Annotated in this window: 14 protein-coding genes; 2 read left to right on the forward strand and 12 right to left on the reverse strand. The window is 60.9% G+C overall.

The annotated features are described in order from the left end of the window. Positions 1-102: 102 nt before the first annotated feature. Both AC559A_RS14215 and AC559A_RS14220 read right to left on the reverse strand, forming a co-directional pair. Complete coding sequence (locus AC559A_RS14215; protein ID WP_498818412.1) at positions 103-708, reverse strand: pentapeptide repeat-containing protein; 606 nt, start codon at positions 706-708, stop codon at positions 103-105. Between the two features lie 9 nt (positions 709-717). Next, the gene (locus tag AC559A_RS14220) at positions 718-984 is read right to left on the reverse strand and encodes a c-type cytochrome (protein WP_028571662.1); all 267 of its coding nucleotides are present in this window, start codon (positions 982-984) and stop codon (positions 718-720) included. Between the two features lie 415 nt (positions 985-1,399). Here AC559A_RS14220 and AC559A_RS14225 point away from each other — a divergent pair, with 415 nt between their 5' ends. Beyond that, entirely contained in the window at positions 1,400-3,394 is a 1,995-nt protein-coding gene (locus AC559A_RS14225) for a FeoB small GTPase domain-containing protein (RefSeq protein WP_498818413.1), read from the forward strand. A gap of 28 nt (positions 3,395-3,422) precedes the next feature. Beyond that, on the forward strand, positions 3,423-4,103 hold the full coding sequence (locus tag AC559A_RS14230; RefSeq protein WP_498818414.1) for a metal-dependent transcriptional regulator: 681 nt from the start codon (positions 3,423-3,425) through the stop codon (positions 4,101-4,103). 18 nt (positions 4,104-4,121) lie between these two features. On the opposite strand, the gene AC559A_RS14235 is transcribed toward AC559A_RS14230, so the two are convergent. From AC559A_RS14235 to AC559A_RS14280, 10 genes are read right to left on the reverse strand one after another with little or no spacing between them, the layout of a single operon-like run. Next, a complete protein-coding gene (locus AC559A_RS14235; RefSeq protein ID WP_498818415.1) occupies positions 4,122-5,327 on the reverse strand; it encodes a sensor histidine kinase in 1,206 nt (401 codons plus the stop codon). Further along, positions 5,324-6,016 carry a cobalamin B12-binding domain-containing protein gene (locus AC559A_RS14240; RefSeq protein ID WP_498818416.1) on the reverse strand — a complete coding sequence of 231 codons (693 nt, stop codon included), beginning with the start codon at positions 6,014-6,016 and terminating at the stop codon, positions 5,324-5,326. Before AC559A_RS14240 ends, AC559A_RS14235 begins: the two co-directional genes overlap by 4 nt. Before the next feature lie 57 nt (positions 6,017-6,073). Further along, on the reverse strand, positions 6,074-6,928 hold the full coding sequence (locus tag AC559A_RS14245) for a hypothetical protein (protein ID WP_028571664.1): 855 nt from the start codon (positions 6,926-6,928) through the stop codon (positions 6,074-6,076). Beyond that, complete coding sequence (locus AC559A_RS14250) at positions 6,925-7,605, reverse strand: hypothetical protein (RefSeq protein ID WP_498818417.1); 681 nt, start codon at positions 7,603-7,605, stop codon at positions 6,925-6,927. Before AC559A_RS14250 ends, AC559A_RS14245 begins: the two co-directional genes overlap by 4 nt. After that, a complete protein-coding gene (locus AC559A_RS14255) occupies positions 7,602-8,750 on the reverse strand; it encodes an MlaD family protein (RefSeq protein ID WP_028571666.1) in 1,149 nt (382 codons plus the stop codon). Before AC559A_RS14255 ends, AC559A_RS14250 begins: the two co-directional genes overlap by 4 nt. Beyond that, positions 8,747-9,604 (reverse strand): ABC transporter ATP-binding protein, encoded by an 858-nt coding sequence (locus AC559A_RS14260; protein WP_498818418.1) that lies wholly within the window; start codon positions 9,602-9,604, stop codon positions 8,747-8,749. Before AC559A_RS14260 ends, AC559A_RS14255 begins: the two co-directional genes overlap by 4 nt. After that, entirely contained in the window at positions 9,588-10,724 is a 1,137-nt protein-coding gene (locus AC559A_RS14265) for an ABC transporter permease (RefSeq protein ID WP_498818419.1), read from the reverse strand. Before AC559A_RS14265 ends, AC559A_RS14260 begins: the two co-directional genes overlap by 17 nt. Positions 10,725-10,754: 30 nt before the next feature. Then, the gene (sugE, locus tag AC559A_RS14270; RefSeq protein WP_028571668.1) at positions 10,755-11,069 is read right to left on the reverse strand and encodes a quaternary ammonium compound efflux SMR transporter SugE; all 315 of its coding nucleotides are present in this window, start codon (positions 11,067-11,069) and stop codon (positions 10,755-10,757) included. 3 nt (positions 11,070-11,072) lie between these two features. Continuing rightward, positions 11,073-13,880 (reverse strand): hybrid sensor histidine kinase/response regulator, encoded by a 2,808-nt coding sequence (locus AC559A_RS14275; RefSeq protein ID WP_498818420.1) that lies wholly within the window; start codon positions 13,878-13,880, stop codon positions 11,073-11,075. Further along, positions 13,870-15,141, reverse strand: coding sequence for a branched-chain amino acid ABC transporter substrate-binding protein (locus AC559A_RS14280; RefSeq protein ID WP_498818421.1), 1,272 nt, complete (start codon positions 15,139-15,141; stop codon positions 13,870-13,872). The genes AC559A_RS14275 and AC559A_RS14280 overlap by 11 nt, the downstream gene beginning before the upstream one ends. Positions 15,142-15,206: the final 65 nt, after the last annotated feature.

The following is a 15,206-nucleotide window of genomic DNA, read 5'->3' on the forward strand; positions in this document are numbered from 1 at the left end:
GGAATGGCTGGAGCAATGGGGCGACGCTTCGGCTCCGACGGACCACCACGGACATTGATCATCTGACGCTGAGATGCCCCCCCGGTTCCAGAGCACGTTCCTTCAGTCCAACCTGCACTCGCCCCTGGAACCGGGGCCGCATGTCCGCCCGTCGATCCACACGGCGCCGATCAGGTTGGCTCCGTTCCATTCCACGCCGTCGATCTCGGCCCCTCTCAGATCGGCTCGGCTCAGGTCCGCCAGGAACAGGTTCGCGCGAACCAAGCGCGCGTTCTTCAGGTCCGCCCTGTGCAAGTTGGCCTTGAACAGGACGGCTTCGGTCAGGTCGGCTCCGGCAAGCACCGCCCTGTACAGATTGGCCCCGGTCGCGTCCGAGGTGGTCATGTCCGCGGCCTTGAGATCGACCCGGATCAGGTTGGCCATATGGAGGTCGGCCCCGTGCAAGTCGGCTTCGCGCAAATCCGCTTCAAGCAGATTGGCTTCCGCCAAATTCGCGAACCGCAAATCCGCGCCCCACAGATCAGCCTTGGTCAGATCGGCTTTGCTCAGGTCCGCCCGGCTAAGGTCGCATCCCGGACAGGACCGAGTGAGCAGAAGGCGCTCCAGGTCCGCCTGATCAAATGCAAAACAAGGGAGTGCCCCCAGCCAAAACAGCACGGCCGTCATCGCCAAGGCGACAACGGCCGTGTTCGCGGCGTTCTTGTTCACAAAACCGCCCTACCGGTTGGCCAAATATTCCACCACGGCGTCCCGCTCCTCGGCGTTGAGCAATCCGGCTCGCTTGCCGATCATCCGGTCCACCGTGGTTTCCCAGCCAGCCTGGTCTTTGGTGGCCCGCTCAACCCGCCCCAAACCGTGGCACTGGGAACACCGCTCCTGATAGAGTTTCTCCCCGTCCAGGGCTACAGCGGAAACGGCCGCCGTGCCGGCGAACAACAAAAACCCGCTCAGAGCCAGGCTGGTTATGATGGTATTCTTCTTCATGATGCTCCCTCCTTGGTTTGACGGACACCCTCGTCATTCCGGGTCCGTCCGTTATGGAACCAACTTTCTGACAAGGTGACAGCAGTCCCCAAAAAGATCAATCCCCGGTCGACAGCCTTCCCTGGGCAGATGTGATCTCTCGATTTTCACGCACTATCGGATCGGTATCGAAATCGAAATCGAAATCGTGATCGAAATCGAACATCATATCAAGAAGATGGCGTCATTACGGCGTGAAGCACGTATTTTCCGATTTCGATCACGATTTCGATTTCGATTTCGATGCCCTTGAACCAAACAGGGGTAACTTGACGGCCTTCGGAAAGCTTGGGAAGGAAAGCGACCACCGGCGGGAACGGACGAAGTACCTTTCCCTCCACCCACATGACGACCGAGAGACGAACGTGAGACGACCATGACCATCTGTGACCAATGCGACACCTCCTGCCGTGCCGACGCCCACAAGGGGCCCAGCCCCCATTATGTGTTCATCGGCACGATGAAAGTCGGCAAGAGCACCTTGTACGACCGGTTGACCGCTTCCGACTGCGCTGAAATCGCGATCCCCGGCATCGCGGTCTCCATTCCTCGGGGACGGCTCAAAGGGCGAGACGGAACGGCCCTGGACACGCCGGGCATCCATTCTCTGTTCTCCACCAACGAGGATGAACGGGCCTCCCGGGACATTCTGCTGTCCCCGGAAATCCCGGGCGAAGACCTGCGTCTCGTCCTGGTGGCGGACGCCAAAAACCTGAAGCGGACCATCGCCATCGCCCTGCAGTTCGCGGAATACGGGCTGCCCATGCTTCTGGTCGTGAACATGGTCGACGAGGCCGCATCCCGAGGCATTGAGATCGACTACGCCAAGCTTTCAGAAAAGCTGGGCATGCGCGTAATGACCACCATTGCCCGGGAAGGAATCGGGGTGCGGGAGCTCGGCCGGGCTTTGGACGACGTCCGGCCGATGAAGCCTCTTGTGACGTACTCCCAGCGGGTCGAACAGTTTCTTTCGGTGGTGCAGAAATTGATGCCTTCAAGCCCGTTTTCTTCCAGGGCCTTGGGCATCCTGCTGCTCACCGAGGACACGGCCGTGGAACGATACATCCTGGATAAATACGGGGCCGGAATGCTCGACCAGCTTCACCGACTCGCCGAGGAAGCCCGTCGGGAAAGGCCCCTTGCCGTGGATATCGAGTTGAGCAACCTCTACCAGGCCGAGGCCGCCAGGATCGCCGAACAGGTTCAAAAGGTCGAACCGCCAACCAAAAGTTCGCTGATCCTCTCCTTCGGCGACTGGTGCACCCAACTTTCCACCGGCATTCCCATTGCCCTGGGTATCCTTGTGCTCCTGTACTATTTCATCGGGGCCTTTGGGGCCACCTTCCTGGTGGATACGATCCACGACCAACTCTTCGAGGCCCACCTGATCCCGCTGCTCGCGGCCCTGGTGGACTTCATTCCCAGCGCCCTGATCCGGGACATGCTCATGGACCCGGATTTCGGCGTGTTCCCCACCGGGGTCTTTCTGGCCCTGGGGCTGGTCATGCCGGTGATCTTCTGCTTCTACATCGCCTTCGGTTTTCTGCAGGACTCCGGATACCTGGTCCGGATTTCCATTCTTCTGGACCGGGTCTTCCGCCTGATCGGCCTGAACGGCAAGGGCGTGATCCCTCTGTTCATGGGCTTTTCCTGCGTGACCATGTCCATCCTGACCACACGGGTACTCAGTACGGACAAGGAAAAAAACATCGCCTCGTTCCTGGTCTTTCTGTGCCTGCCGTGCGCCCCGCTGCTGGCGGTGATGATGATCATTCTGGCCAAGATGCCCGTCTCCGCCTCCATCACGGTTTATGGATTGATTTTTTCGCAACTGCTCCTGGCCGGCTGGCTGGCGAACAAGGTCATTCCGGGCAAGCGCTCTCACCTGATCCTGGAAATCCCGACCATGCGCCTGCCCAAGCCCTGGCCGGTGATCAAAATGGCCTCTCAGAAGACCTTTTTTTTCATCAAGGAGGCTTTGCCGATCTTTGTCCTGGCCTCGATGTTCATCTTCCTCTTCCAGCGCGTGGGCGGGCTGAACGCCCTGGAAGCCGCCCTGGGGCCGGTGATCAACACGGTCATGGGCCTTCCGGAACAGAGCATCCAGGTGTTCATCAAGACCATGATCCGCCGGGAAAGCGGCGTGGCCGAACTGGAGCACCTCAGCCCCCTGTTCACCAACCTGCAAATCGTGGTCAACCTGGTGCTGATGACCTTTCTGGCCCCATGCATCAACGCGACCATCGTCCTGTTCAAGGAACGCGGCGCCCGGGCCGGGGCCTTGATCTTGGGCACGGTAACGGTCTACGCCATCGTCCTGGCCGGCCTGCTGAACCACGTGTGTCGCTTGGCCGGGATCACCTTCACATAGCGTCTTCGACTCACAAGGATCATCAACCATGGAACACAAACACGAGGAAATTCTGGAGGCCGTGCTCTGCGCCAGCGAATGCGGGAAGTACGCTCTGGAGGACGTCAGAAAGTACTGTTGCGTGGATTTTTCGGATGAGGATGTTTCCGAACTGGAACGCCAAGGTCTGCTCGTCCGCGGCGAGGGCAAGATCCTGTTTTCCCGTGAGGGCAAGGCCCATGCCGAAAAGATCATGCGTCGGCACCGCCTGGCCGAGGTGTTGCTCAAGAGCATTCTGAAACTCAAAAACTCGGAAATGGAAAAGATCGCCTGCGAGGTGGAGCACGCCCTGCTGCCCGAAGTGGAGGAATCCATCTGCACCTTGCTGGGCCATCCGGAAATCTGTCCGGACGGCAAGCCCATCCCCAAAGGCCCGTGCTGTCACGCCGGACAGCGGACCATCAGCAACACGGTGGTCGGCCTGGACGAACTGCAACCCGGCGAGAAAGGCACCATCACCTACATCAAACCCGGCAGCCACTCCAACCTGCAACAGCTCATCTCGCTGGGCCTGAATCCGGGAACAGTGGTCACGGTCCACCGCAAGACCCCGGCCTTCTGCATCAAATACGAGCAGACCGAACTGGCCTTGGACGACGAAATCGCCAAGAATATTTTTGTCTGGAAAGTGCTGGGAGAAGAAGGCCGGGCTACTGGGGCGCGGGCCTGAATACCGAAAAGCTTTGCGCTATCCGTTTCCCATCGGCAAACGTACGCGCAACGTCGTTCCCTGGCCGACGACGCTCTCCAAGCGGACTTCGCCTCCGTGGGCTTGGACAATTCGTTTGACGATGCTCAGGCCCAGGCCGGTGCTGCGTTCTCCGGCGGTGGGCCGGGCCGAGGCCTTGGCAAAAGGCTGGAATAGTTTGGCCTGGTCTTCCGGGCTGATGCCCGCTCCATGATCCTGGACCGTGAACAGCAGATCCTTCTCTTTCCGGGCCAGGCTGATTTCGACCCGGCTCTCCGCGCTGCTGAACTTCACGGCGTTGCTGACCAGGTTGTCCACCACCTGGGTCAGGCGACCGCGATCCCCTTGGATGACGTGCGGACCCTCTCCCTGGACGGCGAACACCAGCTCCACGCCCTTGGCCTCGGCCGAGGTCCGGGCGTAGGATATCTGCTGGGAGATCAACGCTTCCAGGTCCACGGTTTCCAGTTCCAGGGTCAACTTGCCGGACTCGATCTGGGAAAAGTCCAGTAGGTCCGAGATCAATTGCAGCAGAAAGCCGCAGCTCGAATCGATCAACTGGAAATACAGCGCGGAGTCTTCATTGAGTTTGCCTTGAAACTCGCCCTGGAGCAGTTGGCTCAGGTTCAGGATATTCCCGATGGGATTGCGCAGGTCGTGGGCCGCGATGCCCAGAAACAGGTTCTTCTGCTGATCCAAGGCTTCCAGTGCACGGGTCTTCTTGACCAGATCCCGCTGCATGGTCACCAACTCGTTGTTCAGCCGGGTGACCTCCTCGTAACCTTCCAGATTTATCAAATGCAGTTCGTCGGCCAGTTCCTTGCGCCTCTTGACCTCGGCCCGGAGCAAGGAGATCTGGTCGCCGTGCATGCTGAGGATCTCTTCATAAAGTTCCATGACCGAGTTGATGTCCTCGGCCCCGACTATGACCGTTTGCTTCTCATGGCGGATTCCGGTGAACCGGAGAATGGTCACCGTGTTGTTGGTAAACACGCCCAGCTCCCAGTCCAGGACAATGCCGCTTTTTCGAATTTCCTCCAGAAAGTTTCGGGCTTTAATCAGGGACGTTGGATGGACGAAGGCCGTGAACGGCAACCCGGCGGGAACATTCTCGAACCGGTTGCGCTCGTCGGCGAGCACTTCCCGGACAACCCCCATATCGTCGCACAGCAGGGCGATGACGTCGCGGTGTTCGGTCTTTTTCATGGCTTTCTCCCGTCGTTCAGAAGACGACCGGCCACCTCGATGGCCTGATGGGCGTCCGGGGCAAAAGCATGCGCTCCCACGCCCTTCCAAAGCTGCTGATTGGCCAGAAAAGGATATCCGCCGACCATAATCTTGACGTCGCGGCATTCCGGACGGCTGCGAATGCGCAGGATCAAGCGGCCCACAAGGTGCAGGTGGAAAGTCATGGTCACGGAGATGCCCACCACATCGGCCTTTTGTTCGATGATGGTCCGGATCACGTCCTCATCCGGCGTGTTGGCTCCCATGTAGTAGGTGTCCCAGCCTTCCATTTCAAAAAAGTCCGTGACCATCCGCATCCCGATCTCGTGCAGTTCTCCGCCCACGCAGCACCCTACGAACCGATGTCCGATCTGCTTGCCACTGAAGATGTACGGGTAGAGCAAGGACATGGTGAACTGCGTCGCCGCGGTGCAGTAATGCTCCTGGGCCACGGAGACCTGGTTGCGTTGCCAGAGATTGCCGACCTCGTAGAGCACGGGCTGAAAGACCCGCAGATAGACGTCCCTGACGGTGACTCCGTTTTCCACGGCTTTCACCACCAGGTTCGACGCTTCCTTGCGTTTGGCCGCCAGCAAATATTGCAGATAGTCCCGGGCCAACTCAGCATGCTCCCCGGCCATCTCCGAAAGGCCGACAAATAAAGGCATACGCTCCTGATTCATGACGACTTCCGTCCTGTAGACAGGTTGATGACTCTCTCCAGTTTAGCCATCCTTGGTACTGTAAAAACCGTTATAGGTCCAGGTCAGGGCCAGGGCGAAAAGGGCCGCGGCCACGCCGATTCCGGCGTCGTAATACGGCGGCGCGGTCAGGGACAGGCGCAGCAACAGGGTGGATACGGCATATCCGGAGTTGCGCAGCACTGCGTGAAAGGTCGGGAGGAATCGATGGGAAACCAGAACCAACAGGATATCGCTGAAGATCAGGACCGTGTAAAAAGTGGCGAAAAAGGCAAAAGCACGGTCTCCGAAGAAAAAGTCCCAACCCCCATAGACCGCCAGGGCGATGAACACCGCCAGCAGGCCCAGGGCCACCAGCTTCTTGGCCGCCACGAAACGGTACCGGGTCTCGCCGGTCATCAGTTCGCCGCGCTGCTTCTGCTGGCGGTAGTAAAGACCGAGGATTACGAAGATGGCCAGGGCCCCGAAGCCGTCGGACAGAATCCGCAGCACCGGCATCATGTCCGTGCCGAGCTGGATGGGCTCGGGCAGATAGACCAGTTCCTTGAAGGAGTTGCGCAACAGGATCAGCGCCAGAATCTCGAACTGCTTGCCCACGGACTTGGAAACCGAGCAGGGCAGCACGAAGATCAGGCTGACCACCTCCACCAGCAAAACCAGGGTAAAGGCCGCGTTGATGGCCTGAAAATGGCTCAACCCGACCACCCCTTGCAGGGACGCCGGCAACATTCCTTGCCGGTTCAGTTCGATCAGTCCCAGGGAGACCAGGAACAGGGTCACCAGCAAGACCGTGACCACCTTGCGGTTGGCCTCGGACTCCCAGTAGGCGTGCAAGGGGTCGAAGACGTGGGTTGCGGCGTCGTAGACCCGGGTGGTCATTGATCCGGTTCCTGAAGACGGCTCGAAGCCAACGGCGAAAGCGCCGTGTCCCGCAAGGCGCTCTCCACGTCCGTGAGGATCCCTGCCAAGGCCGAATTCCAACCGGCCACCAGGGAACTGATCGAACCGTCAGGCAGATCCAAAACCTGGTGATAATCCCGCTGCGCGACCACCTCCATGGCCCCGGAGCGGGTCGGGCGCAGCAGCAGCATTTGCAGGGCCAGCGCGGCTTGGGGCCTGTCGGAACGCAGATCCCGGTGCAGTTCCTGAACATACCCTTCCAGAATCAGGTCCGGCTCGGTCAGCCCCCCCATGTCCGTGACCAGGCTGAAGAGCCCGGCTTGGCTCAACCAATTCCGAAACTGTCCGGCGAGCATCTCACCCGGAGACAGAAAGAAGCGTTCGTAAAAATCCCGCTGAACCAGCCCGTCGGCCCGGATGGTCACGATGCCCCTGGAATCGGAAGCCGGAGCGACGCGAAAGGTACGCACGGCCAGAATCGGAGCCTCGGCGGGACGCTCCAGCGCGGGCTCGGGACGTTGGACTTGGATCAGGTAATGGCGACGATCCGGGTCTGGGCGATTCAGGGAGGCGCAACCGGACAGGCCCAGTAAAATGGCCAAGGCAAAAACGCCGAGATACTTCATCGGGTGCAAAAAAAGCGACAAACGGCTCATGGGAAGGACTCCTGGTTCCGAAAACCGGACGGGGGTTCGCCGAAGAACAGCCTGGAGGGATAATCCCGGGCGTCATCCGTGATTTCCCGAATGTTTTCACTGGATCGTCCAAGGTTGTGCAGCAGGACGTCGATCTGTTCCAGCTTCGAGGCCAGGCCAAGCTGGATCTGACCCAGGAGCAGTTGGAGGCGTAAAAAACTCTCCTGAGCCGTGTCCGCAGCGGTGGAAAAATCCTCCACCATCTCCGGGGCCCCGGCCATGGTCCGCCGCAGATCGACGATGGCCAGGCGCACGTCCTCCAGCCCGCCCTGCTCGGCATGGACCCATTTATTCACTTCTTCGGCCATGCCCCGCACTTCGCGCATGGCCAGGGAGACGTCCTGGAAGATGGATTGCAGATCCACCCTCTCGCCCTGCCCCGCGGGATCGTCCGTACCGCCCAGAAGACGAGCCACCTGGGCGTTGGTCCGGCGCAGCTCTTCCATCAGGGCAATGGCCTCGGCGCTGAACTGTTCGGTCTGAACCGCGTCGACCTTCTCCATGGCCAGACTCAGGAGTTGCTCCAGGCGCTCCACCGGGCCGCTCAGATTGACCTCTTCCAGGTTCTTCAGAGTGGTGCTGACCGACTCGAAGGTTTCCTCGAACCGGGCGATGGTTCCCGGGGCCGAAGGAATGTATGGCGCGGCAGGCGTCCAGTTGATGGGCAGGGCCGGAGCCCGAAACGGAATGGTATAGTCCAGTTCCAGATAAGCCGCTCCGGTCAGTCCCTGGGGAGTGATCCGAATCCGCAGCCCGGTAGCGATTTCCTCGGTCAGGAGTTCCTTGAACCTGTCCCGGGGGAATTCCCCGAACTTGTCGGCCTGCAGGCCGATCTCCACCAGCACGTAGCGGTGTCCGGCCTGAAACGCTTCGGGATATTTGAGGTAAACAAAGGATATCCGTTCGATATTGCCCACCTGGACGCCGCGCATCTTGACCACGGACCCGGCTTCCAGCCCTTGGGCGGATTCGTCCAGATAGGTTTCCACAAGGAAGCGCTCGCTCCAGAGCTTGCCGCCGCCCAGCACGATCAGCCCGGCGATGATCAAGGCCGTGGTGATCAAAACGAAGGCCCCGAGTTTGACGTAGTTGGTCTGGACGCTCATGAGAGAAGGGGTTCACGGTTTATGGGTTCAGGTGTTTCACCCTTTAACATTCGCCCTCCAGATACGTGACGGTGGAAGAAATCCTGGACCAGCGGGTCAGTGGATTGGTCGCGCAGAGTTCTCGGGTCGCCTTGGGCCGCGATGCCTTGCCGGGCTTTGTCCAGCATGATCACCCGGTCGGCGATGGCGTACACGCTGGCCAGTTCGTGGGTCACGATCACGAAGGTCATGCCCAGACTGCGGGCCAGGTCCAGGATCAGGGCATCCAGCTCGGCGGAGGTCACGGGGTCCAGCCCGGCTGAGGGTTCGTCCAGGAATAAAATACAGGGGTCGAGGGCCATGGCCCGGGCAATGGCCGCCCGCTTGACCATCCCGCCGCTCAGCTCCGAAGGGGCGTGGTTCTCGAACCCGGCCAGCCCCACCTGGGCCAGCTTCATCCGCGCCACGCGCAGCCGCAAGGGCTTGGGCAGGTCCGTACACTCTTCCAGCGGCAACAGGACGTTTTCCAGGACGCTCAGGGAACCGAACAAAGCCCCGGTCTGATAGCTGACTCCGAAGCCGTGCAGGATACGCGTCCGTTCGGCCCCCCGGGCCGCGTGGATATCCCGGCCGCTGATCAATACCGTGCCGGACATGGGCCGCTCCAGGCCGATCATCTGTTTGAGCAACGTACTTTTTCCGCATCCTGAACCGCCCAGGAGGATCAACACCTCGCCGGGAAAGACCTCCAGGTTCACGTCGCGGAGAATGATTTGTTCTCCATAACCGGCCGTCAAGGCCCGGACCTGGATCAGCGGAGCGCCCCGGTCACCGGCTTCCATGCCGCAGGCCGTGGCCTCAGTAGTTAAAGACATAATACAGCACCGCGAATATGCCGTCCATGACCGCTATCAGAATAATCCCGCTGACCACCGCGCTGGTGGTCGCCGCGCCCACGGCCCAGGCCCCCTGCCCGGTCTGCAGGCCGCGCACGCACCCGATCCAGCCCACCAGCAGGCTGAAAACGAAGGATTTGAACAGCCCGTTGACCAGATCCCCCACGCCCACGGAAAGCGTCACCTGATTAGTGTAGCTTACCAGGGGATAGCCCAGGGAAAGCATGACCACGGCCCCGCCGATGAGGCTGAAGACGATGAACACCATGGTCAACAGCGGCGTCATGCACATGGCGGCCAGCATTCGGGGGACCACCAGCAGCCGGACCGGGTCCAGGCCCATGGTGGTCAGGGCGTCCAGTTCCTGGTTGATCTTCATGGTGCCCAGTTCCGCGGCAAAGGACGCCCCGGACCGACCGGCCAGGATGATGGCCGTGACCAGCGGGCCGAGTTCCCGGATCATGGACAGACCCAAAAGCCTGGCCACGTAGATTTCCGCGCCGAACATCCGCAGGGGCATGGCGGACTGGAAGGAGATGATCAAGCCCATCAGAAAGCCGATGAGGATGATGATCAGCACGGCGTTGGCCCCCACGGTTTCGCAGCTCAGCCAGAAGTCCCGCCACCGGATGCTCCCCGGACGCCTCAGGGCCTGGACGAACCCGGAAACGAACAGCCCCACGAAGCCCACCAAATCCCGCACGTCCCGCCAAAATGCCTGGGCGCCGCGCCCGATCCGCTCCAGCACCCCGCCACGCCGCGCCGGAACGGCGGCGGCACGACTCTGGGCCTGAAACCGCTCCAGGCTTCGACGCAGTTCCTCGCGCATCCCGACCAGCTCCAGCCCCCCTCCCCTGCCTCGCAAATCCTCGTCGAGTTCCGCGAACAAGGCCAACCCCGAGGCGTCCACGTACTCCACCTCTGAAACATCCAGACGCAAAACCACCGACCGGGCCTTGCCCACGAGAACCTGCAACCGCCCCCAGATTGCCCCCGTGCTTCGGACGTCCAGCCGACCGGTCAGGGTCGCGGAAAGCGTGCCGGAAGCAGTGGAGGGGTGTTCTTCAAGTTTTACTTGAGAGAGGAGTTCGGGCTGCACGTCGACCATCGTGATTCGAGTTCGCGAATCTCAGGAAACCAGTTTCAACCCCAAAATTCCGGATACGATCAGCAGGATACAGCCGATCCGGGCCCAGGTCGCCGGTTCGGCGAAGAGGATGATCCCCAGGACGGCCGTGCCCACGGCGCCGATGCCGGTCCAGACGGCGTAGCCGGTGCCCACGGGAATAGTTCGCAGGGCCTGGGCCAGGAAGCCGAAACTGAAGATCATGGCCGTCAGCGTCAGCGCCGTGGGCCAGAGTCGGGTAAAGCCGTTGGAATACTTCAGGCCGATGGCCCAGATTATCTCGAAAACACCGGCAACGGCCAGAAAAAACCAAGCCATTGTTTATCCTCGTGATTGGTTGCGGTTTTTCAGCACGTCGAGAATCGCCCGCCGCAAGGCCTCGATGCTGAACGGTTTTTGCAAAAACGCCCCGGGACGGTCGGCGGCGAAGCGCTGCTCCGCTTCCCGTGAACTGTATCCACTGCACAGGACCACCGGGACGTCCGGCGCGATCTTGCGCAGTTTCGTGAACGCCGTGACCCCGTCCATGTTCGGCATCATCAGATCCAGGACCACGCAGCCGATCCGTTGATGGTTTTCCTGAAAAACCCGGACCGCCTCGACGCCGTCCTTGGCCGTGATCACCGCATACCCAATATGTCTCAAGGCTTCAACCGAGAGGTCCCGGACCATTTCCTCGTCGTCCACGACCAGGATCAGTTCCGGCTCCGGATGAACGTCGCTTCCGGCTTCGGCGACCGGATTCGAGGTCAACGACGGCTCCGGAAGCGGAGAGCTTTTCACTATTGCATCGTCCACCGGAAAAAGCACGTGAAACGTGGTCCCCGAGTCCGGAGCGCTGTCCACGATGATCGCTCCGCGATGACCGCGCACGATGCCCAGGACCGCGGAAAGGCCCAGCCCGCGTCCGGTAAACTTGGTACTGAAGAACGGATCGAACAGTTTGGACTGGACCTCCTCGCTCATCCCCACGCCCGTATCCCGAACCTCCAGGTGGACGAACCAGCCGGGCTCGGGCTTTTCCTCGAGCCGGGAACGGCCCAGAAACGCGGCGTCGCAATGCGCCAGCCGGGTGGCGAGGGTCATGGTTCCGGGATGGTCGCCAATGGCTTCCGAGGCGTTGGTGATCAGGTTCATGATCACCTGCTGGATCTGTCCGGCGTCGGCCCGGATCGGGGGCAGGGACGAGGTCAGTTCCTGAACGAAGCGAACGTTCTTGCCCAGGGCGGTTTGGAAAATATGAGCGTTGTCCCGGACCAGGTCGTTAAGCACCACGGAACGGACATCGAATCCGCCCTTCCCCGAATAGGCCAGCATCTGACGAGTCAGGTCCGCGGCTCGCCGGGCGGCTAAAAGGGCCTGTTCCACGCGCTTGCGGCTCGGTTCCGCCAAGCCGGACATGGACAGAGCCAGTTCCATGTTGCCCATCATGGCCGCGAGAAGGTTGTTGAAATCATGGGCGATACCACCGGCCATGACTCCCAGGCTTTCCAGCTTCTGGGCATGAAGCAGCCGCCGTTCCATTTCCAGGCGCTGTTCCTGCATCCAGGCGCGTTCGGTGACGTCTTCCAGCAGGACCACGGTTTCGCCGTTGGCCGCTCGGGAATACCGAACCCGCAGGATGCGTTCCTCGGAGACGCGAATTTCTTCCGTGCCGACACCGAGGCGAAACATGTCCAGGTGTCGTTCCAACCAGTTTTCCTGCCGTCCAGGCTGATCCAAATTCGTGGATCGTTCGCGGGGAAGCATTTTGGCCTCCTGGATCACGGACAGGCATTCGTGAAACGAAATGCCGGTGCGCAAGGCATTTTCCAGGGCCGGGAACATCCTGGTCACGTTGCGGTTCGCGGTGACCAGGCGTCCGTGCTTGTCGAACAGGGCAAACCCTTCCTCAATGGACTCGATACCCTGGAACAGCCGATTCTGGGTCATTTCCATGCGCCGCTGCAGGTCGTGCATCAGCTTCGCGATGCGCTCGGCCATGGTGTTGAAGGTTTCGGCCAGTCGACCGATCTCGTCGCTGGATCGCACCTCGGCCCGGGCCTGGAGATTGCCGCCCCGGATCTCATCCGCGGCGGCGGTCAGAACCGCGAACTTGCGGGAGATGGAGCGGTGCATGAACAGGGCTGAGGTCAATCCCAAAAGCACGGCGCAGACCACGGCCGAGAGCAAGAGCATGGAGGCGTTCCAGCGGGTCTTGGCGATGCTCATCCAGGCCCGATCCACCTCCTGCCGAGCCTGGGTCATCAGCTGTTCGGAAATGGGCAACAAGGCGTTAATCCGCAGATCGAACTCCCGTGACTTCGCCTCCAAAAGCCGGTCCAACTCGAGAATCCGCTCGGCGACGTATCCGTGATAGCGCAGCATGTTCTGCAGGTCCGAACGACTGACTTCCGGCAGGTCCGGGTCGAGGAGCAAGCGGTCTTCAAAGATTTTCAACACGTTCAGAGCGGACTGCATGTCCGAACGTTGCCGGGTGGCCAGGTAGCGGTTCTGCCAGGTCTGGGCCGTACGAAACAGCAGGAGCAGATCCCAATGCCGGAGCATCTCCATCCGCTCCGCCAGCACGTCGCCCATCACGTACAGCGTGGTCTGTCGCCCGGTGTCTTCCTTGGCCAGTTCCGAAACCAGCAACACGGCTTCGGCAAACGCCTCGGCGTAGCGTTCCGCCGCGGAAAGATAAAAGTCCAGGTACAGCACCGTGTCCCGCAAGTCCTGGCTGATGGCCGGATCGTCAAGCTTGCCGCGCAATCTGGTGGTCAGGGCGATCACGTACTCGATCCGAAGTTGCAGCGGTTCCCCGAAGGACTTCATGGCCTGGGAAAAACCGACTTTGGGCCATTGTTGAAAAAAACCCCGCTCAAGTTGGCGGGCGTATTGCAGTTCCCGGTCGATTTCCAGGGTCAGCTCGCGAATGTCCGTGCTGGCGATGATCACGGATTCAACATGGTTCAGGGTCGCACGCAGGGCGATGGCCCCGGTCAGGGCGGTGAGCATGATCAAGAGCAGCATGAAGGCCATGATGGCCGCGAATTTGAAGCCGATGGACGACCCGCGCCACCATTGCCGAATCAACGATCCGACGCCGTGTTTGGACTGCGGGGAGGGAACCATGGAATCAGGGGGCATACACGGCAAGAGTGTTGTTCAAGGTCTGTTCGAAATCCATGGACGCTTCCAGACGGACCAGCTTGAATCGCGGGACGCCGCAGTCGCCGAAGGCGTCGCAGCTTAGCGCTCCGGTCAGGGCTGGAAAACGGCGCAGTCCATGCAGGACGTCCCGGATCCGCTGCCGCTCGATGCGCAGAGAGCCGTCCGGCTCCGGAAAAGAGGCCTGTTCCAGGGCGTGGAGCAGGATGGACGCGGCGTCGTAGCCGTGGGCATGGAAGTAGCCCACCGGGCCCGTACCGTGATTTTCAACATAACGGTCCAGAAACGCTGTGTACGCCGGGCTCCGGACCTGGTCCGGGGCAATGAAGAGCATGCCCCGGCAGACGTCGCCGCAGCCCTGAATGAATGGCTGGTTGAAGATGGAGTCCGCACTGAGCAGGATTAAATTGGAAAGTTCCGGTTCAGCCCGGATGGCCTGGATCAAGTATTCGGCTTCTGGAGAAAAAATCGGCAGAAAGAGCAATTCCGGACCATATCCGGCCATAGCCTGGGCCACGGGCCGCATATTGCGGTCTCCCGGAGCGACGGCGCCGATGAAGACCACTTCGCCGCCCTTGGCCAGAAAGGCTTCCGCAAAGGCCTCGGTCAGGCCGGCGGCATAGGGGCTTTGATCATGAACCGCCGCGACTCTGCGCAACCCCAGAAAATCGTAGGTTAAGGAGGCCGCGGCCACCCCTTGGAACTGATCATTGGCCGCGGTCCGGAAAAAGCCCGGCTGGTGGTGCTCGCCCCGCTTGCCGTTCTGGGAAGTCAAAGACGGGGCCGTGGCAGTCCCGGAGACCATGACCATCCCCGCTTCAGAGAGAACGCGGGCTGCGGGAACCGCAGCGCTGGAGCAGTTGGGGCCGTGGATCGCGACCACGCTCGAATCCGTGGCGATTTTCTGGGCCGCCACCAATCCCCCGGCCGCGGAACACTGTTCGTCCTCGCGCACGATGGTCACGGCCCGGCCGTGCAGTCCGCCGTGTTCAGCGACATGCATTTTCAAGGTCCGGAGATGCTCAACGCTGACTGTCTCCAAAGGGCCGCTGAAGGTCTGCAAGCTGACGAGCTTCACCGCCTCGTCCGGCTCGATCCAGACGCAGCCCAGGGCGTCCCGGCACGCCGACCGCGGCGCGGTCTCCGGAGCGCAACTTAGGATCACCGCGACCATGGTGCCAAGCAGCAGGCCAAGGAGAAGCCGAAGCGTCCAGAAGCGCAAATTATCCGTTGTTTTCATCGGGCTTCCGTGGTGTTGAGGCCAAACTCCTTCCACAGCGGCCTTCATCCCGCGGGGAGGCGGAT

The organism is Desulfonatronum zhilinae (assembly GCF_900182865.1).
In the GTDB taxonomy this organism is placed as follows: Bacteria; Desulfobacterota; Desulfovibrionia; order Desulfovibrionales; family Desulfonatronaceae; genus Desulfonatronum; species Desulfonatronum lacustre.

Excerpts from the sequence above, each read along its gene's own strand:
- AC559A_RS14220 (WP_028571662.1), bottom strand. The coding sequence starts at position 984 with ATGAAGAAGAATACCATCATAACCAGCCTGGCTCTGAGCGGGTTTTTG.
- AC559A_RS14225 (WP_498818413.1), top strand. The coding sequence starts at position 1,400 with ATGACCATCTGTGACCAATGCGACACCTCCTGCCGTGCCGACGCCCAC.
- AC559A_RS14230 (WP_498818414.1), top strand. The coding sequence starts at position 3,423 with ATGGAACACAAACACGAGGAAATTCTGGAGGCCGTGCTCTGCGCCAGC.
- AC559A_RS14235 (WP_498818415.1), bottom strand. The coding sequence starts at position 5,327 with ATGAAAAAGACCGAACACCGCGACGTCATCGCCCTGCTGTGCGACGAT.
- AC559A_RS14240 (WP_498818416.1), bottom strand. The coding sequence starts at position 6,016 with ATGCCTTTATTTGTCGGCCTTTCGGAGATGGCCGGGGAGCATGCTGAG.
- AC559A_RS14245 (WP_028571664.1), bottom strand. The coding sequence starts at position 6,928 with ATGACCACCCGGGTCTACGACGCCGCAACCCACGTCTTCGACCCCTTG.
- AC559A_RS14250 (WP_498818417.1), bottom strand. The coding sequence starts at position 7,605 with ATGAGCCGTTTGTCGCTTTTTTTGCACCCGATGAAGTATCTCGGCGTT.
- AC559A_RS14255 (WP_028571666.1), bottom strand. The coding sequence starts at position 8,750 with ATGAGCGTCCAGACCAACTACGTCAAACTCGGGGCCTTCGTTTTGATC.
- AC559A_RS14260 (WP_498818418.1), bottom strand. The coding sequence starts at position 9,604 with ATGTCTTTAACTACTGAGGCCACGGCCTGCGGCATGGAAGCCGGTGAC.
- sugE (WP_028571668.1), bottom strand. The coding sequence starts at position 11,069 with ATGGCTTGGTTTTTTCTGGCCGTTGCCGGTGTTTTCGAGATAATCTGG.
- AC559A_RS14275 (WP_498818420.1), bottom strand. The coding sequence starts at position 13,880 with ATGCCCCCTGATTCCATGGTTCCCTCCCCGCAGTCCAAACACGGCGTC.
- AC559A_RS14280 (WP_498818421.1), bottom strand. The coding sequence starts at position 15,141 with ATGAAAACAACGGATAATTTGCGCTTCTGGACGCTTCGGCTTCTCCTT.